Source organism: Cellulosimicrobium sp. ES-005 (assembly GCF_040448685.1).
Classification (GTDB): Bacteria; Actinomycetota; Actinomycetes; order Actinomycetales; family Cellulomonadaceae; genus Cellulosimicrobium; species Cellulosimicrobium cellulans_G.
In genome coordinates this window covers 1,378,352-1,403,468 of record NZ_CP159290.1, presented here as the reverse complement: position 1 = coordinate 1,403,468, position 25,117 = coordinate 1,378,352, and the positions used below count along the sequence as shown (strand labels likewise).

Annotated in this window: 23 protein-coding genes; 9 read left to right on the top strand and 14 right to left on the bottom strand. The window is 75.4% G+C overall.

The annotated features are described in order from the left end of the window. The first annotated feature begins 115 nt into the window (after positions 1 to 115). Genes ABRQ22_RS05950 through cydC form a run of 4 tightly spaced genes read left to right on the top strand, consistent with a single transcriptional unit; the run spans position 116 to position 6,389 of the window. Positions 116 to 1,630: a cytochrome ubiquinol oxidase subunit I gene (locus ABRQ22_RS05950; RefSeq protein WP_253050450.1), complete on the top strand. Its 1,515-nt coding sequence runs from the start codon at positions 116 to 118 to the stop codon at positions 1,628 to 1,630. Between the two features lie 39 nt (positions 1,631 to 1,669). Beyond that, complete coding sequence (cydB, locus tag ABRQ22_RS05945) at positions 1,670 to 2,782, top strand: cytochrome d ubiquinol oxidase subunit II (protein ID WP_353708888.1); 1,113 nt, start codon at positions 1,670 to 1,672, stop codon at positions 2,780 to 2,782. Next, positions 2,779 to 4,548: a thiol reductant ABC exporter subunit CydD gene (gene cydD / locus ABRQ22_RS05940; RefSeq protein ID WP_353708887.1), complete on the top strand. Its 1,770-nt coding sequence runs from the start codon at positions 2,779 to 2,781 to the stop codon at positions 4,546 to 4,548. Before cydB ends, cydD begins: the two co-directional genes overlap by 4 nt. After that, positions 4,545 to 6,389 carry a thiol reductant ABC exporter subunit CydC gene (gene cydC / locus ABRQ22_RS05935; protein WP_353708886.1) on the top strand — a complete coding sequence of 615 codons (1,845 nt, stop codon included), beginning with the start codon at positions 4,545 to 4,547 and terminating at the stop codon, positions 6,387 to 6,389. Before cydD ends, cydC begins: the two co-directional genes overlap by 4 nt. Before the next feature lie 91 nt (positions 6,390 to 6,480). On the opposite strand, the gene ABRQ22_RS05930 is transcribed toward cydC, so the two are convergent. Genes ABRQ22_RS05930 through ABRQ22_RS05920 form a run of 3 tightly spaced genes read right to left on the bottom strand, consistent with a single transcriptional unit; the run spans position 6,481 to position 9,898 of the window. Beyond that, complete coding sequence (locus ABRQ22_RS05930) at positions 6,481 to 7,884, bottom strand: dipeptidase (RefSeq protein ID WP_353708885.1); 1,404 nt, start codon at positions 7,882 to 7,884, stop codon at positions 6,481 to 6,483. Further along, positions 7,881 to 8,414: a hypothetical protein gene (locus ABRQ22_RS05925; RefSeq protein ID WP_353708884.1), complete on the bottom strand. Its 534-nt coding sequence runs from the start codon at positions 8,412 to 8,414 to the stop codon at positions 7,881 to 7,883. The genes ABRQ22_RS05930 and ABRQ22_RS05925 overlap by 4 nt, the downstream gene beginning before the upstream one ends. Then, on the bottom strand, positions 8,411 to 9,898 hold the full coding sequence (locus ABRQ22_RS05920; RefSeq protein WP_253050461.1) for an APC family permease: 1,488 nt from the start codon (positions 9,896 to 9,898) through the stop codon (positions 8,411 to 8,413). The genes ABRQ22_RS05925 and ABRQ22_RS05920 overlap by 4 nt, the downstream gene beginning before the upstream one ends. 252 nt (positions 9,899 to 10,150) lie before the next feature. On the opposite strand from ABRQ22_RS05920, the gene ABRQ22_RS05915 reads away from it, so the two are divergent. Next, positions 10,151 to 11,092: an NAD(P)-dependent oxidoreductase gene (locus ABRQ22_RS05915; protein ID WP_353708883.1), complete on the top strand. Its 942-nt coding sequence runs from the start codon at positions 10,151 to 10,153 to the stop codon at positions 11,090 to 11,092. A gap of 61 nt (positions 11,093 to 11,153) precedes the next feature. Here ABRQ22_RS05915 and mutM read toward each other — a convergent pair whose 3' ends face one another. The 6 genes from mutM to coaD all read right to left on the bottom strand — a co-directional run bounded on the left by mutM (position 11,154) and on the right by coaD (position 15,013). After that, positions 11,154 to 12,119, bottom strand: coding sequence for a bifunctional DNA-formamidopyrimidine glycosylase/DNA-(apurinic or apyrimidinic site) lyase (mutM, locus tag ABRQ22_RS05910; RefSeq protein ID WP_353708882.1), 966 nt, complete (start codon positions 12,117 to 12,119; stop codon positions 11,154 to 11,156). Next, entirely contained in the window at positions 12,112 to 12,870 is a 759-nt protein-coding gene (gene rnc / locus ABRQ22_RS05905) for a ribonuclease III (RefSeq protein WP_253050467.1), read from the bottom strand. The genes mutM and rnc overlap by 8 nt, the downstream gene beginning before the upstream one ends. A 5-nt stretch (positions 12,871 to 12,875) precedes the next feature. Further along, positions 12,876 to 13,070: a 50S ribosomal protein L32 gene (rpmF, locus tag ABRQ22_RS05900; protein ID WP_021482203.1), complete on the bottom strand. Its 195-nt coding sequence runs from the start codon at positions 13,068 to 13,070 to the stop codon at positions 12,876 to 12,878. A gap of 2 nt (positions 13,071 to 13,072) precedes the next feature. Beyond that, a complete protein-coding gene (locus ABRQ22_RS05895; RefSeq protein ID WP_353709508.1) occupies positions 13,073 to 13,669 on the bottom strand; it encodes a YceD family protein in 597 nt (198 codons plus the stop codon). A gap of 247 nt (positions 13,670 to 13,916) precedes the next feature. Beyond that, the gene (locus ABRQ22_RS05890; RefSeq protein WP_308202259.1) at positions 13,917 to 14,489 is read right to left on the bottom strand and encodes a hypothetical protein; all 573 of its coding nucleotides are present in this window, start codon (positions 14,487 to 14,489) and stop codon (positions 13,917 to 13,919) included. 23 nt (positions 14,490 to 14,512) lie between these two features. Next, on the bottom strand, positions 14,513 to 15,013 hold the full coding sequence (gene coaD / locus ABRQ22_RS05885) for a pantetheine-phosphate adenylyltransferase (protein WP_253050469.1): 501 nt from the start codon (positions 15,011 to 15,013) through the stop codon (positions 14,513 to 14,515). Between the two features lie 87 nt (positions 15,014 to 15,100). On the opposite strand from coaD, the gene ABRQ22_RS05880 reads away from it, so the two are divergent. Beyond that, positions 15,101 to 15,844 (top strand): GNAT family N-acetyltransferase, encoded by a 744-nt coding sequence (locus ABRQ22_RS05880; RefSeq protein WP_353708881.1) that lies wholly within the window; start codon positions 15,101 to 15,103, stop codon positions 15,842 to 15,844. A gap of 109 nt (positions 15,845 to 15,953) precedes the next feature. On the opposite strand, the gene rsmD is transcribed toward ABRQ22_RS05880, so the two are convergent. The 3 genes from rsmD to ABRQ22_RS05865 all read right to left on the bottom strand — a co-directional run bounded on the left by rsmD (position 15,954) and on the right by ABRQ22_RS05865 (position 20,864). Continuing rightward, entirely contained in the window at positions 15,954 to 16,577 is a 624-nt protein-coding gene (gene rsmD, locus ABRQ22_RS05875) for a 16S rRNA (guanine(966)-N(2))-methyltransferase RsmD (RefSeq protein WP_253050473.1), read from the bottom strand. A 151-nt stretch (positions 16,578 to 16,728) separates the two neighbouring features. Continuing rightward, on the bottom strand, positions 16,729 to 18,987 hold the full coding sequence (locus ABRQ22_RS05870; RefSeq protein WP_353708880.1) for an ATP-dependent DNA helicase RecG: 2,259 nt from the start codon (positions 18,985 to 18,987) through the stop codon (positions 16,729 to 16,731). Continuing rightward, positions 18,984 to 20,864 carry a DAK2 domain-containing protein gene (locus ABRQ22_RS05865; RefSeq protein WP_353708879.1) on the bottom strand — a complete coding sequence of 627 codons (1,881 nt, stop codon included), beginning with the start codon at positions 20,862 to 20,864 and terminating at the stop codon, positions 18,984 to 18,986. The genes ABRQ22_RS05870 and ABRQ22_RS05865 overlap by 4 nt, the downstream gene beginning before the upstream one ends. A gap of 323 nt (positions 20,865 to 21,187) precedes the next feature. Here ABRQ22_RS05865 and rpmB point away from each other — a divergent pair, with 323 nt between their 5' ends. Continuing rightward, complete coding sequence (gene rpmB, locus ABRQ22_RS05860) at positions 21,188 to 21,379, top strand: 50S ribosomal protein L28 (RefSeq protein ID WP_024840757.1); 192 nt, start codon at positions 21,188 to 21,190, stop codon at positions 21,377 to 21,379. A 176-nt stretch (positions 21,380 to 21,555) separates the two neighbouring features. Next, positions 21,556 to 22,071 (top strand): GNAT family N-acetyltransferase, encoded by a 516-nt coding sequence (locus tag ABRQ22_RS05855; protein WP_253050479.1) that lies wholly within the window; start codon positions 21,556 to 21,558, stop codon positions 22,069 to 22,071. A 9-nt stretch (positions 22,072 to 22,080) separates the two neighbouring features. Here ABRQ22_RS05855 and ABRQ22_RS05850 read toward each other — a convergent pair whose 3' ends face one another. Beyond that, on the bottom strand, positions 22,081 to 23,094 hold the full coding sequence (locus tag ABRQ22_RS05850; RefSeq protein WP_353708878.1) for a thiamine-phosphate kinase: 1,014 nt from the start codon (positions 23,092 to 23,094) through the stop codon (positions 22,081 to 22,083). 64 nt (positions 23,095 to 23,158) lie between these two features. On the opposite strand from ABRQ22_RS05850, the gene ABRQ22_RS05845 reads away from it, so the two are divergent. Continuing rightward, the gene (locus tag ABRQ22_RS05845; RefSeq protein ID WP_353708877.1) at positions 23,159 to 23,713 is read left to right on the top strand and encodes a DUF3515 family protein; all 555 of its coding nucleotides are present in this window, start codon (positions 23,159 to 23,161) and stop codon (positions 23,711 to 23,713) included. A 24-nt stretch (positions 23,714 to 23,737) separates the two neighbouring features. Here ABRQ22_RS05845 and ABRQ22_RS05840 read toward each other — a convergent pair whose 3' ends face one another. Further along, positions 23,738 to 24,907, bottom strand: a complete 1,170-nt coding sequence (locus ABRQ22_RS05840; protein ID WP_047232575.1) for a D-alanine--D-alanine ligase family protein — start codon at positions 24,905 to 24,907, stop codon at positions 23,738 to 23,740. Positions 24,908 to 25,117 lie beyond the last annotated feature (210 nt).

The following is a 25,117-nucleotide window of genomic DNA, read 5'->3' as shown; positions in this document are numbered from 1 at the left end:
GATTGGACCTAGCGTCAGGACACGGGCGGTCCTCTCCCGGACCGTCCTGACCGGCGCCGTAGCTCAGCACCTCCCCCTGAAGCCCGCCGACCCGTCGGCCCCCCGAGGAGCGCACGTGGAAGCCCTGGATCTCGCCCGGTGGCAGTTCGCCATCACGACCGTCTACCACTTCATCTTCGTCCCGCTGACGATCGGCCTGTCGCCCCTCGTCGCGATCATGCAGACGGCCTGGGTGCGCACCGGCAACGAGCGGTGGCTGCGCCTGACCAAGTTCTTCGGCAAGCTCCTGCTCATCAACTTCGCGCTCGGCGTCGTGACCGGCATCGTGCAGGAGTTCCAGTTCGGCATGAACTGGAGCGAGTACTCGCGGTTCGTCGGCGACGTGTTCGGCGCGCCGCTCGCCATGGAGGCGCTCGCCGCGTTCTTCATCGAGTCGACGTTCCTGGGCCTGTGGATCTTCGGCTGGGACCGCCTCAACAAGAAGGTGCACCTGGCGTGCATCTGGGCGGTCGCGATCGCGACGAACCTCTCCGCGTTCTTCATCCTCGCCGCGAACTCGTGGATGCAGCACCCCGTGGGCGCGATCTTCAACCCCGAGACCGGGCGCGCCGAGATGAACGACATCGGCGCCGTCCTCACGAACAACACCCTGTGGGCCGCCTTCCCCCACCAGATCACGGCGACCTTCCTCACCGCGGGCACGTTCGTCACCGGCATCGCCGCGTGGTGGATGGTCCGGCTGGTCCGCACCAAGAAGGCCGAGAACGTCGAGCTCGCGCGCGACGTCTACCGCCCGGCCGTCACCCTCGGCGTCATCGCGATGCTCGTCGGCGGGATCGGCGTCGCCGTCTCCGGCGACGTCCAGGGCAAGATCATGTACGAGCAGCAGCCCGGAAAGATGTCCTCGGCCGAGGCGCTGTGCCAGGGGCAGGAGGGCGCCGCGTTCTCCATCCTCACGATCGGCGACCTGTCGAACTCGTGCGAGAACGTCACGCACCTCATCGAGATCCCCGGCCTCGCGTCGTACCTCGGCACGGGCCACTTCTCCGGCCCCGAGTCGTACCTGCCCGGCGTCGAGGACGTCCAGGAGCAGATGACCGAGCGCTACGGCGACGTCACGGCCGCCGGCGACCCCGTCACGTACACGCCGAACCTCGCGATGACCTACTGGTCCTTCCGGCTCATGATCGGCATGGCCGCCGGCTCCGTGCTCCTCGCGCTCATGGCGCTGTGGCTCACCCGCAAGGGCCGCGTCACCGACAACGTGTGGTTCGCGCGCGTCGGCCTCGTCGCCATCCCCATGCCGTTCCTCGCGAACTCCTTCGGCTGGATCTTCACCGAGATGGGCCGCCAGCCGTGGGTCGTCGCGCCGAACCCGACGGGCATCGACCAGATCCGCCTGCTCACCGAGCGGGGGGTGTCGACCGTGGTGAGCCCCGGCGTCGTGCTCACGTCGATGATCGTGTTCACGCTCGTCTACGGCGCGCTCGCCGCGGTCTGGTTCACGCTCATGCGCCGCTACGCGATCGAGGGCGTGCCGCTGGTGGTGCACGACGAGTCGCCCGAGGCGCAGGAGCCGCCCGACGACGGCACCGAGGCCGCAGACCGCCCGCTGTCCTTCGCGTACTGACGCGCCCGGACCCGCCCAGAATCTCAGGAGAACACCACCGTGGATCTCGCCGTCGTCTGGTTCGTGCTCATCGCGGTCCTGTGGACCGGCTACCTCGTGCTCGAGGGCTTCGACTTCGGGGTCGGCATGCTGCTGTCGATCCTCCCGCGCGGGGACAAGGAGCACCGCGAGAAGGAGCGCCGCGTCCTCATCAACACCATCGGCCCCGTCTGGGACGGGAACGAGGTCTGGCTGCTCACCGCGGGCGGCGCGACGTTCGCCGCGTTCCCCGAGTGGTACGCGACCCTCTTCTCCGGCTTCTACCTGCCGCTCCTGCTCATCCTCGTCGCGCTCATCGTGCGCGGCGTCGCGTTCGAGTACCGCGGCAAGATCCGCGACGAGGGCTGGGCGCGCCGCTGCGACGTCGCGATCCAGGTCGGGTCCTGGGTGCCCGCCGTGCTGTGGGGCGTCGCGTTCGCCAACCTCGTGCGCGGCGTGCAGCTCGACGCCGACCACCAGTTCGTCGGCGGGTTCTTCTCGCTCCTGTCGCCGTTCGCGCTGCTCGGCGGCCTCGTCACGCTGAGCCTCTTCCTGCTGCACGGCTCGGTGTTCGTCGCCCTGAAGACCGACGGCGAGATCCGCGCCCGGGCCCGGCAGCACGCCTCGGTCTTCGGCGTCGCGGCGCTGGTGCTCGCGGGCGGCTGGGCCGTGTGGGCGCAGGTCGCGTACTCCGTGCCGTGGACGTGGGCCGCGGTCGTGGTGGCGGCCGGCGGCCTCGTCGCGGCGCTCGTCGCCAACCGGCGCGGCGCCGAGGGGTGGGCGTTCACCGCCTCCGCCGTGACGATCGTCGCGGCCGTCGTGCTCATCTTCGGCTCGATGTACCCCGACGTCATGCCCGCCGTCGACCCCGCGAACTCGCTGACGATCCACAACGCGTCGTCCACGGACTACACGCTCACGGTGATGACGTGGGTCGCGGTGATCCTCACGCCGCTCGTCATCGCCTACCAGTCGTGGACCTACTGGGTGTTCCGCCGCCGACTGTCCACGAAGGACATCCCCGCGCCCGTCGGCCTCTCGCTCAAGAAGGTCCGCGAGGCGGCGTTCGGCGGTGCGTCCTCCGGTGGCTCGGCCGGACGCAGCCTCGGGACCGGCGGGTCGGGAGACGCGTGAAGCCGCTCGACCCGCGGCTCCTGCGCCACGCGCGGGCCGCGCGAGGGTACGTCGTCCTGACGGCGGTGCTGGGGTTCGCCACGGCGGCCCTGGTCGTCGCCCAGGCGGTCGTCCTCGCGTCGGTCCTCGCGCCGGCGATCCAAGGGACGGCCGACCTGGCCGACCTCGGGCCGCGGGTCGGACTGCTCGCCGGGGTCGTCGCGGCCCGGGCGGCGACGTCCTGGGCGCAGGAGCGGTTCGCGCTGCGCGCCGCGACCCGGACCGTGGCCGAGCTCCGCGAGCAGGTCGTCACGCACGCCGTGGCCCTCGGGCCGCGGTGGCTCGCGTCCGGGCGTGGGCCCGAGGTCGCCACGCTCGCGACGCGCGGGCTCGACGCACTCGAGCCGTACATGGTGCGCTACCTGCCCCAGCTCCTTCTCGCCGCGACGGTCACGCCCGCGACGCTCGCCGTCGTGCTCGGCCTCGACTGGGTCTCGGCGGTGATCGTCGCCGTGACCATCCCGCTCGTCCCGCTCTTCATGGTCCTCGTGGGTCGGCTCACCGCCGGGACGTCGGAGCGCCGTCTGGTCGTCATGCAGCGGCTTGGCGCCCAGGTGCTCGACCTGCTCGCGGGCCTGCCGACCCTGCTCGCGTTCGGCCGCGCGCGCGGGCCCGAGCGGCGCGTGCGGGCGCTCGGCGAGGCCAACCGGCGCGCGACCATGGGCACGCTGCGCATCGCCTTCCTCTCCGGCATGGTCCTCGAGCTCCTCACGACGCTGTCGGTGGCCGTCGTGGCCGTGGGCGTCGGACTGAGGCTGGTGCACGGGGGCATGGAGCTCGAGCCCGCGCTCGCGGTGCTCGTGCTCGCGCCCGAGGTGTACCTGCCGCTGCGCCAGGTCGGGCTGCACTTCCACGCCTCGACCGACGGCATCGCCGCGGCCGAGCAGGCGTTCGCGATCCTCGACGAGGAGGCCACCGAGCCCGGGACCGTCCCCGCGCCGCCGCTCGCCGGCGCGGCGATCGCCCTGCGCGGCGTGAGCGTCCGCGCCGGCGACCGCGACGTGCTGGCACCGGCCGGCCTCGACCTGGACCTCGCACCCGGGACGTCCGCAGGCCGCGTCGTGGCCCTCACCGGCCCCAGCGGCGCCGGGAAGACGACGACGGCGCTCGTCCTGCTCGGGCTCGTCCGCCCCGACCGCGGCACCGTCACGATCACCGCGTCCGGGCGGGCGGTCGACCTCGCCGACCTCGACCCGGCCACGTACTGGTCCCAGGTCGCCTGGCTCCCCCAGCGGCCGGTGCTCGCCCCGGGACGTCTGCGCGACGTCGTCGCGGGCGGCCTGCCCGTGGGCGACGCCGACCTCGACCGTGCCGCGCGCACCGCGGGCCTCGACTCCGTCCTCACGACGCTGGCCGACGGCTGGGACACCGAGGTGGGACGCGGCGGCGTCGGCCTGAGCGTGGGCCAGCGGCAGCGGGTCGCGCTCGCCGCGGCCCTGCTCGGCGACCCCGCGCGCGTCCCGCTCGTCGTGCTCGACGAGCCCACGGCGCACCTCGACGCGCGCGGGGAGCAGGTCGTGCTCGACGCGGTTCGGGCCTTCCGCGACCAGGGCCGGACCGTCGTGGTCGTCGCGCACCGCGCGTCGCTCGTCCGGGCGGCGGACGAGGTCGTCGAGGTCCGCGCGACGCCGCTCGACGACCCGGCCCTCCCCGAGCACGCTCGGCACGAGGACGCCGCCTCGCCCGCCCCTGCCGCGGCCGCGCCGACCGACGGGAGGCACCCGTGACCGGGCCCCGCGACCGCCTCGCGAACGACCCGCTGTGGCGTGCCGTCGGGCTGCTCGACGTGCGCTGGCGCCGCGTCGTCTGGGCCGTCGTGCTCGGCACGCTCTCGCTCGGGAGCGCCGTCGGCCTCGCCGCCGTCGCCGCGTGGCTCATCGCCCGCGCCTCGCAGATGCCTCCCGTCCTCACCCTGTCGGTCGCGGTCGTCGCCGTGCGCGCGTTCGGCATCTCGCGCGGCGTCTTCCGCTACCTCGAACGCCTCGCCTCGCACGACGTCGCGCTGCGCGGCATGGCCGCCCTGCGCGCGAACCTGTACACCGCACTGGCGGAGGGCTCCCCGGGCGCGCTCGTCGGGCTGCGGCGCGGAGACCTGCTCGCGCGGGTCGGGGCGGACGTCGACGCGGTGGGCGACGTCGTCGTGCGCGCGCTCGTCCCCGCCGGTGTCGCGCTGGCGATCTCGGTGGGATCCGTGGTGCTCGTCGGGGCGTTCCTGCCCGCCGCGGGCGTCGCGCTCGCGCTGTGCCTGCTCCTCGCCGCGGTCGTCGCGCCGTGGCTCTCCGCACGGTCGGCGCGCGAGGTCGAGGCGCGCGGCGCGACGACGCGCGCGGCGATGACCGCGACGACGCTCGAGATCCTCGAGCAGTCCGGCCCGCTCGCCGTCTCGGGCCGCCTCGACGCGCGCCTCGCCGACCTCCGCGCGAGCGACCGCGCCCTCGCCCGGGTGACCGACGACGGCGCCCGGCCCGCCGGGGTCGCCGCCGGGATCGCGGCGCTCGCCGTCGGCCTCGCCGTGCTCGCGTCGCTCCTGCTCGGCATCCCGGCCGTGACGGCCGGGACGCTCGCGCCCGTGGAGCTGTCGGTCATCGTGCTCACGCCGCTCGCGGTGTTCGAGGCCGCGAACGCCCTGCCCGCCGCCGCCGTCCAGCTCCACCGCTCGCGCCAGGCCGCGGCGCGCGTCGTCGCGCTCCTCGACGGCTCCGCACCCCGCGTCACGACGGCTGCCCCCGCCGCGGACGCGTCCGTCCCCGGTCCGGCGGAGCCGTCGTCCCCCGAGCAGGCGTCGCTCGCGCTCGACGACGTCGCGGCGGGCTGGCCGGGCGCGGCGCGCGTCGTCGTGGCGGGGGCGGACCTCGACCTGCGCCCTGGGCGCGCGGTCGCGGTCGTCGGTCCGTCCGGCGTCGGCAAGACGACGCTGCTCGCGACCGCCGCCGGGCTCGTCCCCGCGCTCGCGGGGAGGGTGACGCTCGACGGAACCGACGTGAGCGCCCTCCCCCGCGAGGCCACGGCGCGCGGCGTCGTGCTCGTCGCCGAGGACGCGCACGTGTTCGACACGACGGTGCTGGAGAACCTGCGCGTCGCGCGAGGCGACGTCACGGCCGAGGAGGCCGCGGCGACGCTGCACGACGTCGGCCTGGACGCCTGGCTCGCCGCGCTGCCGGACGGCGTCGAGACGCTGCTCGGCCCGGACGCCACGACCGTCTCCGGCGGCGAGCGTCGTCGTCTGCTCGTCGCGCGGGCGTTGTTGTCACCCGCGCCCCTGCTCCTGCTCGACGAGCCGGCCGAGCACCTCGACGCGACCGGCGCCGACGCGCTCGTGCGGCACCTCGTCGCGACGACCCGCGCGCCGGCGGGCGCGTCGGCCGGAGGTGGCCGACGCGGCGTCGTGCTCGCGACGCACCGGCTCAGCGCGCTCGAGGCGGTCGACGAGGTGCTGCTCCTCGGTGTCCCGGACGGCGCGCCGGACGACGCCCCGGCGCGCGTCGTCGCGCGCGGGACGCACGCCGAGCTGCTCGGGCTCCCCGCCTACCGGTGGGCGCTCGACCAGGAGACGCCCGCACCGCGGTAGCCCCGAGATCGACCCGTGCGGCCGAGATCGACCCTCCGAGGGTCGATCTGGAGACCGACGGGTCGATCTCGGCCGGTGTCAGTGGTAGCCGTCAGCCTTCGCCGAGGCGCGCGAGGAACAGCGCCTCGCCGACCGCGAGGTTCTCGATCTCGCTCGGTGCGACCGACTCGTTCGGCGCGTGGATGAGGCACGCCGGCTCCTCGACGCCGAGCAGCACGATCTCCGCGTCCGGGTACTGCCCGGCGAGCACGTTGCACAGCGGGATCGAGCCGCCCTGCCCCGCCGTGACCGTCTCGCGCCCGTACGCGTCCGCGAGCGCCGCCGTGAGCGTGTCGAACACGTGCCCGCTCGTGCGGGCCGCGAACGGCTGCCCGACGGCGTCGCGCTCCACGCGGACGCGCACGCCCCAGGGCGCGTGGGCCTCCAGGTGCGCGACGAGCTTGTCCTGGAGGTCCTGGGCGTCGGAGCCCGGCGGGACACGCAGGTTGAGCCGCGCCGAGGCGCGGGGCTGGATCGCCGCGGCCGAGCCGACGACGCTCGGGGCGTCGATCCCGAGGATCGTCACCACGGGCCGGGCCCAGAGCCGGTCGGCGACGCTGCCCGTCCCGACGAGGCCGACGCCGTCGAGCACTCCCGCGTCGTGGCGGAACTGCTCCTCGTCGTACGCGACGCCGTCCCAGGTCCCGTGGGTGACGGCGTCCGGCACGCCGTCGATCGTCGTGTCGCCGTGCTCGTCGCGCAGGCTCGCGAGCACGGCGACGAGCGCGGCGAGGGCGTCGGGCGCGGCCCCGCCGAACATGCCCGAGTGGATCTCGCCCTCGAGCGCCTCGACGTGCACGACGACGTTCGCCGCGCCGCGCAGCGTCACGGTGAGCGTCGGGAGGCCGAGCTCGGCGTTGCCGGTGTCCTGGACGAGCATCGCGTCGGCCGCGAGCGCCCCCGGGTTCGCCTCGACCCACCGGTCGAGGCCGCCGGTCCCCTGCTCCTCCGAGCCCTCGACGACGAGACGGACGCCGACCGGGTAGTCCTCGCCGCCGAGCGCGCGCAGCGCCCGGAGCGCGGTCAGGTGGGTGACGATGTTCCCCTTGCAGTCGGCGGCCCCACGCCCGTAGAGCCGGCCGTCGCGCTCGGTGAGCTCGAACGGCGGGGTCGTCCACGCGGCGTCGTCGAGCGGCGGCTGCACGTCGTAGTGCGCGTAGAGGAGCACCGTGGGCGCGCCGTCGGGGCCGGGGCGGTGCCCGAGCACGACCTGCGACCCGTCGGGCGTGACCTCGAGCCGTGTGTCGATCCCCTCGGCGCGGAACGCGTCGGCGACCCACTGCGCGGCGCGCTCGCACTCGGCACGGGGGTAGAGGCGCTCGTCGGCGACGGACGGGATGGCGACGAGCGTGCGCAGGTCGTCGAGCGCACGGGGCACCAGGCCCTGGACGGCGGCACGCACCTCCTCGACGTGCCCGGTGGCGCCCGGTCGTGCTCCGGTGCTCGGCTGGCTCACGCGTCCTCCTCGGTCGGGGTGGCGTCGGCGCCCTCGGTGGCGTCGCTGCCCGGCTCGGTCGTGCGGCCGGGGTCGAGGTCGAGCGAGTCGACGTACGCGTCGAACGCGTCGAGCTGGTCGGGGCAGTAGACCTCGATGACGAGCCGGTCGCCCGCGAGGCGGCGCTCGTCGAGGACGGACGGCCGCAGCCCCGGCCCGGCCGCCCCGTTCGCGGCGCCGAGGTTCGCCGTCGCCTCGACGAGGGCCGCCGGGTCCGTGCAGAACCCGCCGCCGTCGTCCCCGAGGACGTCGGCGATGGTCTCCTCGCTGAAGGCCGTGATCCCGATCTCGGCGAAGCGGTCGTGCAGCTCGGCGGCCTTCTGCTCGGCCTCGCGTGCGTCGCGATTGGTGCGCACGTCGTGGAACACGGTCACCATGACCGCGCCGAGCGCGACGAGGAGCAGCGCGACGGCGGTGTACGTGACCCACCGCTTGGACGAGACCGGCTCGGGCTCGTGCTCGGGGACGTGGTCCGGGCGCGTCGTGGTCATGCCGCCTCGCCCTCCCCCGCCTCGTCCGCGGCGGCGATGGCCGCGGCCTCCGGGTCCTTCCAGGACGGCTTGCGCAGCAGGTAGAACAGCGCCGGGACGAGCAGGCCGATGATGCCGAGCCCGCCGCCCACGATGAGCACGTACACCCCGACGTTCCCGCTGGAGAACTGGGCCGGCGGCACGAACCCGATGATCATCGCGGCCACCGACGCGCAGAACCCGACGACGCACAGGAGCGTGAGCACGGGCGCTCGGTAGCCGCGCGGGTGGTCGGGTGCGCGACGACGCAGCCGCACCGCCGCGACGAACAGCAGCAGGTACATGACGAGGTACACCTGCGTCGTGATGACGGACAGGATCCAGTAGGCGCTCGACACGTCCGGGATGAACGCGTAGAGGAGCGCGATCCCCGTCGTGATGAGGCCCTGGGTGACGAGGATGTTCTGCTGCACCCCGTGCTTGTTGAGGCGCTGGAGGAACGGCGGGAGGTAGCCCTCCTCGCGCGCGACCGTGAGCAGGCCCTTGGACGGCCCGGCGAGCCACGTGAGCATGCCGCCGAGCGACGCCGCGATGAGCATGAGGCCGAGGATCGGCGTCAGCCAGCTCACGCCGAAGTTGGCGAAGAACGCGTCGAACGCCTGCATGACGCCCGCCGTGAGGCTGAGCTGGTCGGCCGGGATGACCCAGCTGATCGCCACGGCCGGGAGGATGAAGATGACGAGCACGAGCCCGATCGCGAGGAACATCGACCGCGGGAACTCCGTCGAGGGCTTGCGCAGGCTCGTGACGTGGACCGCGTTCATCTCCATGCCCGCGTAGGACAGGAAGTTGTTGACGATGAGCACGAGGGACGCGAGGCCCGTCCAGGCGGGGAGCAGGTGCTGCGCGTCCATCGGCGCGGCCGACGGGTTGCCCTGCCCGAGGAACACGATGCCGAGCACGACGAGGATCGCGGCCGGGATGAGCGTGCCGATGATGAGTCCCCAGCTCGACAGGCCGGCGACCGTCTTGGTGCCCTGCGAGGAGAGCCACACGCCGGTCCAGAAGAGCACGACGATGACGATCGCCACGTACAGCCCGTTGCTGGCGAGGCTCGGGTTGATGACGTACGCGAACGTGCTCGCGACGTACCCGAGCAGGCTCGGGTAGTAGAAGATCGTCATCGCGAACTGGCACCAGACGGCGAGGAAGCCGAGCGGCTTGGACACGCCGTCCGCGACCCACCGGTACACCCCGCCCGACCAGCCGGAGGCGAGCTCGGCGGACACGAGGGACGTCGGCAGCAGGAACACGAGCGCCGGGACGATGTAGAGGAACACCGCCGCGAGTCCGTAGACCGCCATCGTCGGCGCGGCGCGCAGGCTCGCGACCGACGACGTGATCATGAACGCGAGCGTGAGCCACGTGATGTAGTTCTTCGGCGTCCGTGCCGTGATCGCCGCGCGCACCTCCGCGTGCGTCGGCGCGCCCGTGGACGAGCCCATCCCCACCCCCGAAGCCGTGACCCCGCGGGGCCGACCGGGACGGCGCGCGGACGGCGCGTCGTCGGAACACCGCGAACATATCCCCGGCGGCGAGGTCGCGCCTGCGGAAGCGCAGGTGGGACGGGCGAGGCGCCCCCGAGCAGCAGCCGTGCGGCGGCCGGCCGCCCGCCGGACGGCACGGTGGTACGTTCGCGAGGCGGCCCGACCCGCGCCGGGAGGCCGCGACCTCGACGGACCACCCCGGGAGCAGCATTGAAGATCCTCGTGCCCAGCACCATCGCCCTCGACGTGCGCGGCGGCCCGGGAGACCAGGTCGTCCGCTACGACGCCGCGGCACCGCTCGGTCCCGAGGACGCCGACGCCGAGGTGCTCGTGGCGTGGGCGAACACCCCCGCGAACCTCGCGGACGCCGCTGCGCGGCTCACGCGACTGCGCTGGGTCCAGACGCTCGCGGCGGGCCCGGACGCGGTGCTGGCCGCGGGGTTCGGCCCGGACGTGCCGATCACGTCCGGGCGGTCGCTGCACGACGGTCCCGTCGCCGAGCATGCGCTCGCCCTCGTCCTCGCGGCCGTGCGCCGGCTCGACGTGCTCGGGGCGGCGCAGCGCGACCACCGGTGGGACACCGCCGTGAACCGCGCCCAGGCCGACCCCGCGACGGCCGCGCGGTACACGCTCGACGGCGCGCGCGTGACGATCTGGGGTTTCGGCTCGATCGCGGCACGGCTCGCCCCGCTGCTCGCCGCGCTGGGCGCCGAGGTGACGGGCGTCGCGAGCCGCCGTGGCGAGCGCCACGGGTTCCCCGTCATGACCGACGACGACCTCCCCGACGTGCTCGCCTCGACCGACGTGCTCGTCTCCCTGCTCCCCGCGCTCGACGCGACCCGGCACGCGTTCGACGCCGCCCGGATCGACCAGCTCCCCGACCACGCGGTCTTCGTCAACGTCGGCCGCGGCGCCACGGTCGACGAGGACGCGCTCGTCACGGCCCTGCGCGACGGCCGCCTCGGCGGTGCCGCGCTCGACGTCACGGAGACCGAGCCCCTGCCGGAGGCGTCACCCCTGTGGGACGCGCCGCGGCTGATCCTCACGCCGCACGTCGCGGGCAACCGCCCCCAGCGCGCGTCGGACCTCGTGAACGCCAACCTCGACGCGCTCCGCGCGGGCCGCGAGCTCCGCAACGTCGTCCCCCGCTGACCCGGCGACGACGGCGAGACGAACCGGAGTGCCGACGCCGGAGCGGGGGCGGGCCGACGACCTACCAGCGGCCGTTGCGGGGGCGCGGCTGGCACCGCGGGCACGTGTACGACGAGCGGTTCATGAACTCGTCTCGGCGCACCGGCGTCCCGCAGCGCGGGCACGGCTCGCCTTCCTGCCCGTACACCGCGAGCGAGCGCGAGAAGTAGCCGGACTGCCCGTTGACGTTGACGTAGAGCGCGTCGAAGCTCGTCCCACCCTGGGCGAGCGCCTCCGTCATCACCTCGGCCGCGGCGTCGAGCAGGCGGTACGCCTCGGGGCGGCGCAGCGTGTCGGTGGCGCGCGCGTAATGCAGGCGGGCGCGCCACAGCGCCTCGTCGGCGTAGATGTTGCCGACGCCGGACACGACCGTCTGGTCGAGCAGCGCGCGCTTCACGCCGGTCCGACGGCGGCGGATCGCGTCGACGACGTCGTCGCGCCGCAGGGCGGGGTCGAGGAGGTCGCGGCCGATGTGCGCGACCGGGGCGGGCACCGCGGCGAGGTCGGCCCCGAGCCCGCCGGGCGCGCCGTCGGGCGTGGGCACGAGGTCCTGGACGGACAGGTGCCCGAACGTGCGCTGGTCGACGAAGTCGAGCGCGAGCGCGCCCGCCGGGCCGGCGCCGTCAGGCTCGAGCACGAGACGCACGCGCAGGTGCGGCGACCGTTCCCCGAGGCCCGGCCCCGAGCGCACCAGGAGCTGGCCCGACATCCCGAGGTGGGCCAGCAGCGCGGCCGCGGGGCCGTCGTCGGGCCCACCCGTCGGCCCGCCCGTCGACCCGCCCGGCACGAGCGGGAGCCAGAGGAACTTGCCGCGGCGCACCGCGGCGTCGAGCCGCTGGCCGAGGAGCTGGTCCCGGAAGTCGGCCGGGCCGCCGTCGTGGCGCCGCACGCTGTAGTCGCGCAGCACCTCAACGTCGACGACCCGGGAGCCCAGCACGTGGCGGCCGAGCCCGTCGCGGACGGTCTCGACCTCGGGCAGCTCAGGCACCGGCGTCCTCGGCCGCCTCCACCGTCGTGGCCGCGCGCCCGTCGGACGGCTCCGGCTCCGCGCGCTCGGCCGCCAGTGCGCGGTAGGCCCGCTCGGCGGCCTCCTGCTCGGCGTACTTCTTCGCGGTGCCGCTGCCGGTCCCGTAGAGCCGGCCGTCGAGGTGGACGTACGAGGTGAAGACGCGCGCGTGGTCCGGCCCGACGGCGTCGCTCGAGTAGGAGGGGGCGCTGAGCCCTGCGGCGGCGGCGGCCTCCTGGAGCGACGTCTTCCAGTCCAGCCCCGCGCCGAGCCCTGCGGCGGCCGACAGCGTCGGCTCCACGAGACGGAGCACGAGGCCGCGTGCGGGCTCGAGCCCGTGGCTCAGGTAGACCGCGCCGATGATCGCCTCGACCGTGTCCGACAGGATCGAGTCCTTGTCGTTGCCGCGCGTGCGGATCTCGCCCTTGCCGAGCAGCACGTACTGCCCCAGGCCGAGCCGGCGCGCGATCGCGGCGAGCGACTTCTGCGAGACGGTCGCGGCCCGCATCTTGGCGAGCTCGCCCTCGGACAGGTCGGGGTGGCGGCGGTAGAGGGTCTCCGTGACGACAAGGCCCAGGACGGTGTCACCGAGGAACTCGAGACGCTCGTTCGTGGGGATGCCGCCGTTCTCGTGCGCGAACGACCGGTGCGTGAGCGCAAGCACGAGAAGCTCGGGGTCCAGATGGACCCCGAGCTTCTCGAGAAGACCGGATGCCGGTGCAGCCGGTGCCACGCGCCTCAGCCTGCGTGCTCGGTGCGCAGCGCCTCGGCGTACTGGCGGCCCTTGTAGGTACCGCACGTCGGGCACGCCGCGTGCGACAGCTTGTCGCCCTTGCACTGCGGGCAGGTGGTGAGGTTCGCGGCGGTCGTCTTCCACTGCGAACGACGCGCACGGGTGTTGCTGCGCGACATCTTGCGCTTCGGAACAGCCACGGCTAGCTCTCTTTCGTCTCGTCGGACACGTTCGAGGTGTCGAACATGCTCTCCAGCGCCGACCACCGAGGGTCGACAAGTTCGTGGGTGTGGCCCGGGTCGTCCGCCAGGCGCGCACCGCACTCGGAGCACAGCCCCGGGCAGTCCGCTCGGCACACCGGACTGAATGGTAGTGCAGTGACGACCGAATCCCGTAGCGCGGGCTCGATGTCCGCGAGGTCGCCGTCGAGGTCGTACACGTCCTCGGCGTCCTCCAGGTCGTCGCCCGACTCCTCCGCGGCCTTCGCCCGCTCGGGGTAGGCGAAGAGCTCCGCGAGCTCGACCGTGACGTCCTCGTGGACGGTGTCGAGGCAGCGCACGCACTCCCCGACCGCGCGGCCCGTCACCGTCCCGGAGACCAGCACGCCCTCCATGACCGCCTCGAGGCGCAGGTCGAGCTCGAGCTCGCTGCCCTCGGGGATGCCGATGACCGCGGTCCCGAGGTCGGCGGGCGCGGGGACGGTCGCGACGACCGTCCGCATGCTCCCGGGTCGCCGACCGAGCTCGTGCGTGTCGAGCACGAGCGGCGACGTCTTCTCGGCGGTGATGGCGCGCTCCAGGATCGCCAGGCCGCGGGCGTGGGGGCCCGCGGACGGATGGTCAACGATGTCGGGGGCCGACGGCCGCTCGAGGCGACTGCCAGGCACAGGCCGACGCGCGACGCGCCGAGCCAAACATCGATCTTACGTCACGCGACGGCCCGACCGCCACCTGCCACGTCCTGTGGGGAGCCCACGACCCGGCCCGCCGCCGAGCAGCCGGTGGTCGTCGGCACCGCAGACGCTCCGCGCCGGCCCGGTGAGGGACTCAGCGGCCGGTGCGCTCGCGCATCGTCGCCGGGAACGGCGACTCCTCCGGCTCGGCGACGCGGTCCCCGAGGCGGTCCGCGAGCTTGGCGCGGCCGCCCTGGACCTGTGCGAGCAGCTTGCCGAGGTCGACCTCGAAGTCCGCGAGCCTGCGGTCGCAGTAGTCGTCGGCGTCGCGTCGGAGCACGGCCGCGGCCTCCTCGGCCTCGTCGACGATCTCCCGGGCCCGTGACTCCGCCTGCACGACGACCTGCTCCGCCTGCACGAGCTCGATCGCGCGCGCCCGCGCCGTCGTGAGGATCTCCTCCGCCTGCCGGTGCGCGTCCTCCAGCACGGCGTCCGCCTGCGCGAGCACCTCGTCCGCGTGCGCGAGCTGCTCCGGCAGCGCGCCGCGCAGCTCGTCCAGGAGCGCGACCGCGTCGCCCTTGTGCACCAGCACCGACGACGACATGGGCATCGCGCGCGCCGTCTCCACGAGGTGCGTCAGGTCGTCGAGGATCGCGTTCAGCCCGACCTGCGCCTCCTCCGTCGCGCGCTCCTCGTGCGTCACCCGCCGGTCCTGCTGCTCGCTCACGTACCCGGTCCTCCCCGTCGTGCTCACCTGCTGCTCCCCTGCACCCGTGCCAGCGCCGCACGGACGGCGTCGCCCACCCCCGGCGGGACGAGGTCGTCCACCGGTCCCCCGTACCGCGCGATGTCCTTCACGAGCGACGACGCGACGTGCTGCAGCGCGGCGTCGCCCGCGACGAACACGGTCTCGACGCCCGCCAGGTGCCGGTTCATGAGCGCCATCGGCAGCTCGGCGTCGAAGTCCGCGCCACCGCGCAGGCCCTTGACCACGGCGACCGCCCCGATCTCGCGGCAGAAGTCCACCAGGAGCCCCGGCACGACCTCGACGCGGACCCCGTCCAGCCCGGCGTCGTCGACGGCCGCGCGGGCGAGCGCGACGCGCTCGTCGACGCTCAGCAGCGCCGACTTCGACGCGTTCCGTGCGACGCCGACGACGACCTCGTCGAAGAGCGCGCGGGCGCGTCGGACGATGTCGAGGTGGCCCAGGGTGATCGGGTCGAACGACCCGGGACAGACGGCTGTGGTCACCTCGTCACGGTAGTACACGGGAGCGCGCGGACCCCGGCGGCACGGCCGGGCGGGCGCGGATCGGCCCCGCGCGCGACGATGGTCGGCGTGACCGCCCCCGAGGAGCCCGCCGTCGTCCCGCTCGCCACGCCCGAGCTCGTCCGCTCGCTCCACCGCGACGTGCTGACGCCGTCGTTCCCGCCCGCCGAGCTCATGGGCGGGGACGAGCTCGTCGACGCCCACGCGACCGGGCGCCTGCGCAGCCTCGGGGTGGTCGAGGACGGGCGCGTCATCGCCGGCGTCGTCGGCGAGTGGTTCCCCGACGCACGCGTCCTCCTCGTCCTCTACCTCGCGATCGCCCCGGGTCGGCGCGGCGGCGGGGTGGGCGCCCGGCTGGTCGCCGCCGCCCTCGACGACTGGCGCGCGCTCGACCCGCTGCTCGTCGTCGGGGAGGTCGAGCACCCCGCGCACCACGTGGGCAGCGAGGCGCACGGCGACCCGGTCGCGCGGCTGCGGTTCTACGCACGGCTCGGCGCGCGCGTCCTCGCCCTCCCCTACTTCCAGCCCGGCGACGGCCCCGGCGGCGAGCGCGTCCCGGCGCTCCTGCTCGTGTCGTTCCCGCTCGGCCAGGGCACCGCCGACGACGTCCCGGCAGCCCCGCTGCGTGCCTTCCTCGCGGAGAACCTCCGCGGGAGCGAGGGCACGCTCGCCGACGACACCGCGACCCGCCGCCTGCTCGACGCCGCGCGCGGCGACCGCGTCGCGCTCGTCGACCCGGCCGACCCCACCGCCCTCGCGACCGCCCCGGTCGGCCTCCTCGCCCCCTCCGAGACCCACGCCCCACCCCGCTGACCCCCCGCCTCGCCACCGACCAGGCCCTCCCGACACGTCGAGCAGGTGGTTCCGGCGCGTCCGGGTCGCAGGACGCGCCAGAACCACCCGCTCGGCGGTCAGGGGTGGGCTACGGGAGGGCGGGGCCGACGAAGTAGACCGTCGTCTCGCCGTAGTCCTTGCGCGCGACGAGCTCCCAGCCTGTCGGCCAGGCCGGTTCCGGGGTCCGGGTGGAGCGCTCGACGACGACGACGGCGGCCGGGTCGAGGACGCCGGGCGCGGCGAGGTGGGCGAGGACGCGCTCCAGCGCCTCGGCGGTGACGTCGTACGGCGGGTCGACGAGCACGAGGTGGTACGGGCCGTGGCCCGCCCGAACGGAGGCCGGCGTTCCGTCCGCCCCGCCGGCCGGGCGCTGCGCCGCGGCGGCCGCCACGCCGGCGACGAACGCCTCGGCCGGCTGGGCGACGACCCGCACGTCGCGGAGGCCCAGGGCGGCGACGTTGCGTCGGGCGACGTCGGCGGCGACCCGGGCGGAGTCGACGAGCGTCACGTCGGCGGCGCCCCGGCTCGCGGCCTCCAGACCGAGCGCGCCCGAGCCGGCGTAGAGGTCGAGGACGTGCGCGTCGTCGACCACGCCCAGGTGCTCGAGGCGCGAGAAGATCGCCTCGCGGACGCGCTCGCTCGTCGGCCGCGTCCCGCGCGGCGGGACCTGCAGCGTGCGTCCCCCTACCGTCCCCGCCACGATCCTCGTCACGCGCCCAGCCTAGAGCCTGTCGAACGACGGCCCTGGGCCGAGACGGCGTAGCCGGGCCCGGTCCGGGACAGGGCGCGAGCGTGCGCGCACCCTCGCGACGCCTGCGGCCTCGACGACCGGGGGACGACGGGGACGGTGGACCACGACCGCCTCACGCCCGCTCGAGGAACTCCTCGCGCTCCGGGTCGAGCTGGTCGCGGATCGCGTCGGCGAGCGCCGGGTGGCCGGTCAGGTCCGGATCCTCCGCCACGACGGCGGCGGCGTCGGCGCGCGCGGTCGCGATGACGTCCGCGTCCTTGACGACGCGCAGGAGCCGCAGAGAGCTCGCGCGCCCCGACTGCGCGGCCCCGAGGACGTCGCCCTCGCTGCGCAGCTCGAGGTCGACGGTCGCGAGCTCGAACCCGTCGGTGGTGCGCGCGAGGGTCTCGACGCGGGTCGCAGCAGGCGTGCCGGGCTGCGCGGTCGACACGAGCAGGCACAGCCCCGCCGCGGACCCGCGCCCGACGCGCCCGCGGAGCTGGTGGAGCTGGGAGATGCCGAACCGGTCGGCGTCGAGCACGACCATCGCCGTCGCCTCGGGGACGTCGACCCCGACCTCGACGACGGTCGTCGAGACGAGCACCTGGACCGCACCGGACGCGAAGTCGGCCATCACGGCGTCCTTGTCCGCCGGGGGCATCTGCCCGTGCAGCACCCCGACCTCGAGCCCCGCGAGGCGCGGGTGCGCGCGCAGCTCCTCGGCGACCTCGAGCACCGCCCGCAGGGGCGCGCGGTCCGAGGCGTCCGGGGCGTCGGGGTCGAGGAGGAAGTCGGGCACCTCGTCGAAGTCGTCGGTCCGCTTCGACGGCGCGTCGGCGTCCGGCTCGTCCGGGTGGATGCGCGCGCACACCACGTACGCGCGGTGCCCGGCGTCGACCTCCTCGCGCACGCGCGCCCACGTGCGCTCCATCCACGCCTCGTTGCCGGCGGGCACGACGTGGGTCGTGATGCCGGCGCGCCCGGCCGGGATCTCGGTGAGCGACGAGGTCTCGAGGTCGCCGAACACGGTCATCGCGACCGTGCGCGGGATGGGGGTCGCCGTCATCACGAGCAGGTGCGGGCTCGTACGGGCCTTGGCCCGCAGCGCGTCGCGCTGCTCGACGCCGAACCGGTGCTGCTCGTCCACGACGACGAGGCCGAGGTCGGCGAACTGCACGTTCTCCGACAGCAGGGCGTGGGTGCCGACGACGATCCCGGCGGCGCCGCTCGCGGCGTCGAGCAGCGCCTCCTTGCGCGCCGCCGCGCCGAGCGACCCCGTGAGCAGCGCCACGCGCGTCCCGTGCTCGGCGCCCCCGAGGAAGCCGCCCTCCGCGAGCGGGCCGAGCAGCGCGCGCAGGGTGCGCGCGTGCTGCGCGGCGAGCACCTCGGTCGGGGCGAGGAGCGCCGCCTGCCCGCCGGCGTCGATCACCTGGAGCATGGCGCGCAGCGCGACGACCGTCTTGCCGGAGCCCACCTCGCCCTGCAGGAGACGCTGCATCGGGCGCGGGAGCGCGAGGTCGGCCGCGATCTCCTCCCCGACCTCGCGCTGACCCGTCGTCAACGTGAACGGGAGGGCGTCGTCGAAGTCGGCGAGGATGCTCGGCTCCCCCGGGCCACGGAGGGGTCGCGCCGTCGCGGGCTCGGCCGCGGCGCGGGCCCGGCGCTGGGCGAGCGCCGCCTGGAGGACGAACGCCTCCTCGTACCGCAGCCGGTCGCGCCCGCGCCGCCACTGCTTCTCGTCGTAGGGCTCGTGCACGTCGCGCAGCGCCTCGAGCCGCGTCCCGAGCCCGTGCCGCTCGCGCACGGCGTCCGGGAGCGGGTCCGGGACGTCCTCCTCGCGCAGCGGGTCGAGCACGGTGCGCACCGCGGGCTGGATCTTCCAGCTCGGGATGCTCGCGCTCGCGGGATAGATCGGGATGGGCCGGCTCGCCTCGAGCACGGCGCTCTCCGCGTCCTCGGCGTCGTCGTCGACCCCGATGATCTTGTAGTCGGGGTGCGTGAGCTGCCGCGTGCCGCGGTACAGCCCGACGACGCCGGTGAAGAGCCCGTGCCGCCCCGGCGCCAGCCGTTGCTCGTGGTAGCGCAGGACGTTCGGGCTCTTGGCGAAGAACGTGAGCGAGAGCTGCTGCGGACCGTCGGTCACGACCGCCTCGAGGATCGCGCCCGCGCGGTTGCGCATGCGCCGGACCGTCGCGCTGCGGACCTGCGCGACGATCGTCACGTGCTCGCCGAGCGCGAGACCCCCGAGGTCGGTGAGGCGCCCCGGGTCGCCGTACCGCCGCGGGTAGTGCCGCAGGAGGTCCCCGACGGTCTCGAGGCCCAGCTTCGCGAGCGGACCCGCGCTGCGCGTGCCGACCGCGCGGGTCAGCGGCTCGGCCAGGCGATCGCTCATCCCTCGGCCTCCACGGTGACCTCGATGTCGTCGGCAGCGTCCTCCGGCCCCTCGGCGGCGAGCGTGACGGCACCGCCGTCGCGGCCCGAGCGCAGGAGCACGACCTCGGCGCCGTCCCCGGTCGCGCGCGCCGCGAGCGCGTCGAGGGCCGCGTCCGGCACGTCGTCGTCGGCGAGCACCGTGACGAGCGTGCCGGCGCGCACACGGAGGGGTTCGAGCCCGTCCGCGAGCCGTCGCGCCAGCTCGGGCACCGGCACGCCCGGGGCGTCGAGCCGAGCCCACCGGGCGGCGGCGAGCGCCGACCGTGCCGCCTCGAGCCGCTGCGCCGCACCGGGCTCCACGAGCTGTGCGGCGGCGAGCGCCACGGCGACGTGCAGGTCGGTCACGGCGGGCAGCACCTCGAGCGTCCCGACCCCGTCCTCGCGCAGGGTCGCGCGCAGGGTCGCGGCGTCGTCCTCCGGCAGGTCCGCGCCGGGCAGGAGCGCGACGTGCGACGCGCGGGCGTCGACCGCGACGCGGTGCAGGGCGGTCAGGTCGACGGGACCGGGAGCCTCCCGCAGCAGCACGACGGCGCCCGCGCGGGCGAGGTCCGCGACGAGACCGGGCGCCGTGGTCACGGCGACCAGACCCGGGCCGTCCGCCGCCACGGTCGCGACGTCGTGCGCCCCGCCGGCAGCGGTGTCCAGGGCGTGGCCCTCCTCGTGGGGCCCCGGGAGGTGCCGGACCCGCACCTGGCGCAGCGCGGCGTCGTCTCCCCCCGCGGTCGACGCGGCCTTCTCGCCGACGCCCCGCGCGGACCGCAGGCCCGCGACCGCGGCACGTCCGACGGCGACCGCGGCCATCGGGTCGTCGGTGTGGACGTGCGCCTGCCAGAGCCCCGAGCCGTGGTCACCCGGCCCGCCCACCACGACGACGGAGTCGCCGATCCGCGCGAGCTCGGCACGGAGCGGCTCGGCGGGGTCCTCGACGGGCGTGCCGGCCGGGTCCACCGCTCCACCCGCGGGGACGTCGACCACGAACATCACCTCGAACGCACCCCCCTCGTGGACGTCCTGCGGACCGGCACCTGCCTCCCGGGGCGAGCCCGCCACCGGAACCATGCCGGCCATCATGCCGAGCACCTCCGACACACCCGCCACTGCCGGCCCCGCGGCGTCGCGTGCGGGCGCCGGTGCCGAGGCGGCCTCCACGGGGTCGACCGTCGGGACGACACCCGTGCGTCGCGCGTCGAGCGCCGCGACGAGCGCGCCGAGGACCAGCACCAGGCCGAGGGCTCCGGCGTCGAGGACCTGCGCCCGCGCGAGCACGTCGAGCTCGCCGGTGCTGCGCAGCGCCGCGGCGCGCGCCCCGTCCCGGGCCGCGGCCGCGACGACCGCGGGCGAGGAGGCGCCGGGCCCGTCCGCCGCGGTCGCGGCCGCGCGCGCCGCGGCGTCGGCGGCCGTGAGGATCGTGCCGGGTGCGGGGCGGGCCACCGCGCCGCGGGCGGTGCGGGCGGCGCGGTCCAGGCCCCCCGCGAGCGCGGCACCGGTCACGGTCCGGTGCTCGGCGAGCGCGAGGGCGAGCCCGCGGAGGTACTCGCTGAGGATGACGCCCGAGTTGCCGCGCGCCCCGACGAGCGCACCGCGGGCCAGGCGCACGAGCAGGTCGCCGGCGCCGCCCGCGGCCCCCGTCTCCCCGCCTCCCGCCGGGTCGCCGCCGGGCAGCGCGCGGACCGCGTCCAGGAGCGTGAGGTACATGTTGGTGCCCGTGTCCGCGTCCGCGACCGGGAAGACGTTCACGCGGTCGAGCGACTCGCGCGCGTCGGCGAGCGCACGGACGCCACCGTGGCCCCACGCGACGACGACGGCGGCGTCGACCACGTCGGCTCCGGGGCTCACGTCGGACCGGCTCCTCGCGCTCGGGGGACGACCGCGCCGGGTGGCCGGACGGTCGGACGGCACCGCGGGCCGTCGGGACCACGGTAGTCAACCGCGCGCGCCGTGGGGGCGCCCGCCGGGCCGCCTCCGGGCGCGCGCGGGTGTGACGAGCGCCCGGTTTGAGCTCGGGCCCTCGGATCGGCTACCCTGACGAGGTTGCCCGGGTGCTTCGCGCGCCCTCGACACCGTCGAGGAGCCGCCGAGGAACACCGGGCGAGACACCCTACAGACCATTCAGGACGTCGCCGCTGCGTGCGCGACGTGCACGACGATCAGGAGAAACCGTGGCTGCCAACTGCGACGTCTGCGGCAAGGGCCCGGGCTTCGGGCACAGCATCTCGCACTCCCACATCCGGACGAAGCGCCGCTGGAACCCGAACATCCAGCGCGTGCGCGCCGTGGTCGCGGGGACGCCCAAGCGCCTCAACGTGTGCACCTCCTGCCTCAAGGCCGGGAAGGTCACCCGCCCCGCCTGAGCATCGCGAGACTCTGTGACGAGAGCGTCTGCCGGTTCCCGGCAGGCGCTCTCGTCGTCTCTGCGGCACGACCAGCCCCGCGACCACGGGCGACGACCCCCCGGAGATGCGGAGATCTCCTGAAGATCGGGACAAACCGGTTTGGCGGATCCGGGCCGCGGTGGCAGTCTTTGTGCATGGTGACGGAACTGAGCGAGGTAACCATCCGCCCGGCCGCTCCCGCGGACGCGAGCGCCATCGCGGCCGTGCACATCGCGTCCTGGAGGGGCGCGTACGCGGGCATCGTCCCCGACGAGTACCTGGCCTCGCTCGACCACGACCAGCGCGAGCAGCACTGGGTCCAGAGCCTCGCCACCGCGGGCGCCCGCACGTGGCTCGCCGACGCGGACGGCCGCACGATCGGCTTCGCGACGCTCGGCCCGAGCCGTGACGAGGACGCCGAGCCCGGTGACCTCGAGATCTACGCCATCTATCTCGACCCGGAGTCCTGGGGCCGCGGCGTCGCGCGCGACCTCATGCGCACCATGCTCGGCGAGGTGCGTCCCGGCACGACGGTCACGCTCTGGGTCCTCGAGGACGCGGAGCGCGCGCGCCGCTTCTACCGTCGCCACGGCTTCGTGCCGGACGGCGTCGAGCGACGGGACGACATCGGCGGCAAGGACCTGACCGCCGTCCGCTACCGCCGGGGCTGACCGCCGCGCTCAGGCGCGGAAGTGGTCCCACCCCGTCGCGCGGTGCGCCACGCGGCCGTCGACCCGGACGCCGGGATCGTCGCACCACGCACGTCGGACCGTGCCGATCGCCCGGAACCCGTCGGGCAGGTCGGCGTCGGCGGGGAACGTCGCGAGCAGCGCGTGGTCCTCGCCTCCCGACAGCACCCAGCCCTCGGCGCGGTCGCCGGCGTCCGTCGCGGCGTTGCCGTCCCCGCTCGTGCCGTCGAGCACGACCGCCGCCGCGCGCAGGCGGTCGTGGTCCGCGCCCAGCGCGGCGAGCTCGAGGTCCACGACGACGCCGCTCGCCCGCGCCATCCGGCCCGCGTCACGCAGCAGCCCGTCGGACACGTCCATCATCGCGGTCGCGCCGGCGTCGGCGGCCGCAGGCCCCGCGGCGAGCGGCGGGTCGGGGCGCAGGTGCGCGACGACGAGCGCGTCGTCGAGGTCCGCCCGGTCGGCGTCGAGCAGCGCGAGCCCCGCCGCGGACCGGCCGAGGCCCCCCGCGAGCGCCACGACGTCGCCCGGCCGTGCGCCGGAGCGCAGCACGGGCTCGCGGCCCTCGAGGTCGCCGTGGACGGTGACCGCGACGACGACCTGGTCTCCTCCCGAGAGGTCCCCGCCAACGACCGCGGCGCCGAGGGGCGTGCACGCGTCGGCGAGCCCGCGCGCGAGGCCCGTGACCCAGTCGACGGGCAGGTCGCCCGGCATGACGAGCGAGACGACGAGCGCCGCGGGGCGTGCACCCATGGACACGACGTCGGCGAGGTTCTGCACCGCGGCCCGCCACCCGACGTCGTACCCGGACGACCAGCGCCGACGGAAGTGCCGGTCCTCGACGAGGACGTCGGTCGACACGACGTAGCGGCCGTCGGGCGCCGCGACGACGGCGCAGTCGTCCCCCGGACCGACGAGGGTGGTCGGCGCGGTGGGCAGCAGAGGGAAGATCCGGGCGAGGAGCGCCTCCTCGGGCACGTCGCGGACCAGCAGGGGCGTCTCGCTCACGCCGCCACCCTAGTCGCCGCCCGGGCGGTCACGGGCACCCTCCGCGGGCCGCTACGGTGGTCGCGTGCTCGACGCCGTCCCTCCCGCCTCGCCGTCCACCCACCCCGGTGCGCCCCGGCCCCGCCGCTCGCACCCCCTCGTCCGAGCCCTCGCGGTGCCGGCGCTCCTCGGCGTCGTCGCGGCGACCGCCGCGTGCGCGCCGCGCATCGGCGTCCCGGTCGCGGACGACGCCCAGAACCCGCTGTGCGCGGACGTCGTGCTCGCGCTGCCGGACACCCTGGGCGAGGACCTGGCGAAGGTCGGGACGACGAGCCAGGCCACCGCGGCATGGGGCGAGCCGGGCGCCGCGGTGACGCTGCGGTGCGGCGTCGAGGTGCCCGGCCCGACGACGACCACGTGCCAGAGCGTCGAGTCCGCCGGCGGCACCGTGGACTGGCTCGTCGTCGAGGACCAGGGCACGTGGACGTTCACGACCTACGGACGCGACCCCGCGGTGCAGGTCGTCGTGCCGCCGGCCGTGACCGAGAGCCACTCCACGTCGTTCATCGCCGACCTGGGGCGCGCGGTCATGGAGGTCCCGCAGACGCGCGCGTGCGTCGGCGCGGGCGACCTGGGCTGAACCCGCCCGGGTCGGCGCACGGGGTCAGCGCAGGCCGGTGGGCCGCTCGAGCGCGAGCGCGACGAGCTCGTCGATGAGCTCGGGGTAGCTGAGCCCCGACTTCTCCCACATGCGGGGGTACATCGAGAACGGCGTGAAGCCGGGCATGGTGTTGATCTCGTTGACGACGACCTGCTCGTCGGGCGTGACGAACACGTCGACGCGCGAGAGGCCCTCCGCACCGACCGCCTCGAACGTGCGGACCGCGATCTCGCGCACGCGCTCCACGAGGTGCTCGGGGAGGTCGGCGGGGCACGACAGCTCGACCCCGGCCTCGTCGAGGTACTTGGCCTCGAAGTCGTAGAAGTCGTGCGCCTCGCCCGTGACGACGATCTCGCCGGGCAGCGACGCGCGCGGGCGCGCGCCACCGCGCCCGCCGAGGACGGCACACTCGATCTCGCGACCGACGACGCCCGCCTCGACGATCACCTTGGGGTCGTGCTCCTGCGCGGCGGCGATCGCGGCGGGCAGGTCCGCGAGGTCGTCGACCTTGGAGATGCCGAGGCTCGACCCGGCGCGCGCGGGCTTGACGAACACGGGCAGGCCGAGGGCCGCCACGGTCTGCGTCCACGCCTCGGGGTCGCGCTCGAACGCGCCCGGGCGGATCACGGTGTACGGGGAGACGGGCAGCCCCTCGCCCGCGAGCACGAGCTTCATGAAGTGCTTGTCCATGCCGACGGCGGACGCGAGCACGCCCGCGCCGACGTAGCGGACGTCGGCGAGCTCGAGCATGCCCTGGAGCGTGCCGTCCTCGCCGTAGGGGCCGTGCAGCAGCGGGAAGACGACGTCCACCTCGCCGAGCACGCGGGGGACGTCGCCCGGGGTGAGGACGCGCAGCTCCCGGCGCCCGGTCGACAGCGGCAGGATGACCTCCTCGCCGGTCGGCTCCACCTGCGGCAGGCGCCCCTCCGTGATCTCCCAGCGCGCGGGCTCGTCGGCCGCGAGGACCCACTCGCCCGTCGGCGTGATCCCGACGGGGACCACGTCGTAGCGCGAGCGGTCGATCGCGCGCAGGACGCCCGCGGCGGTCGCGGCGGAGATGGCGTGCTCGCCGGAGCGGCCCCCGAACAGCACGAGGACGCGGGGCTTGCGGGGCGCGCCGGTGGGGTGCTCGTCGGTGGACGGCACGGACCGGTCGGGGCTCTGGCTGGACATCGCGGACGACCCTACCGGACGCCTGCTCGCGCGCCCGACGCGCGCAGGTCCGTCGCCCCGGGAACGATCCGGGGGCGTCCCGCGTTGGGGTTGCCGTGGAAGACACGACTCTCGAGGCCCCCGCGGCCGACGACCCCGACCATAGTCCCGGCCGCACCGGCCCCGGCAGCGAGCGGACGCGCGAACGCGTCCCCGACGACCGGAGGGCGG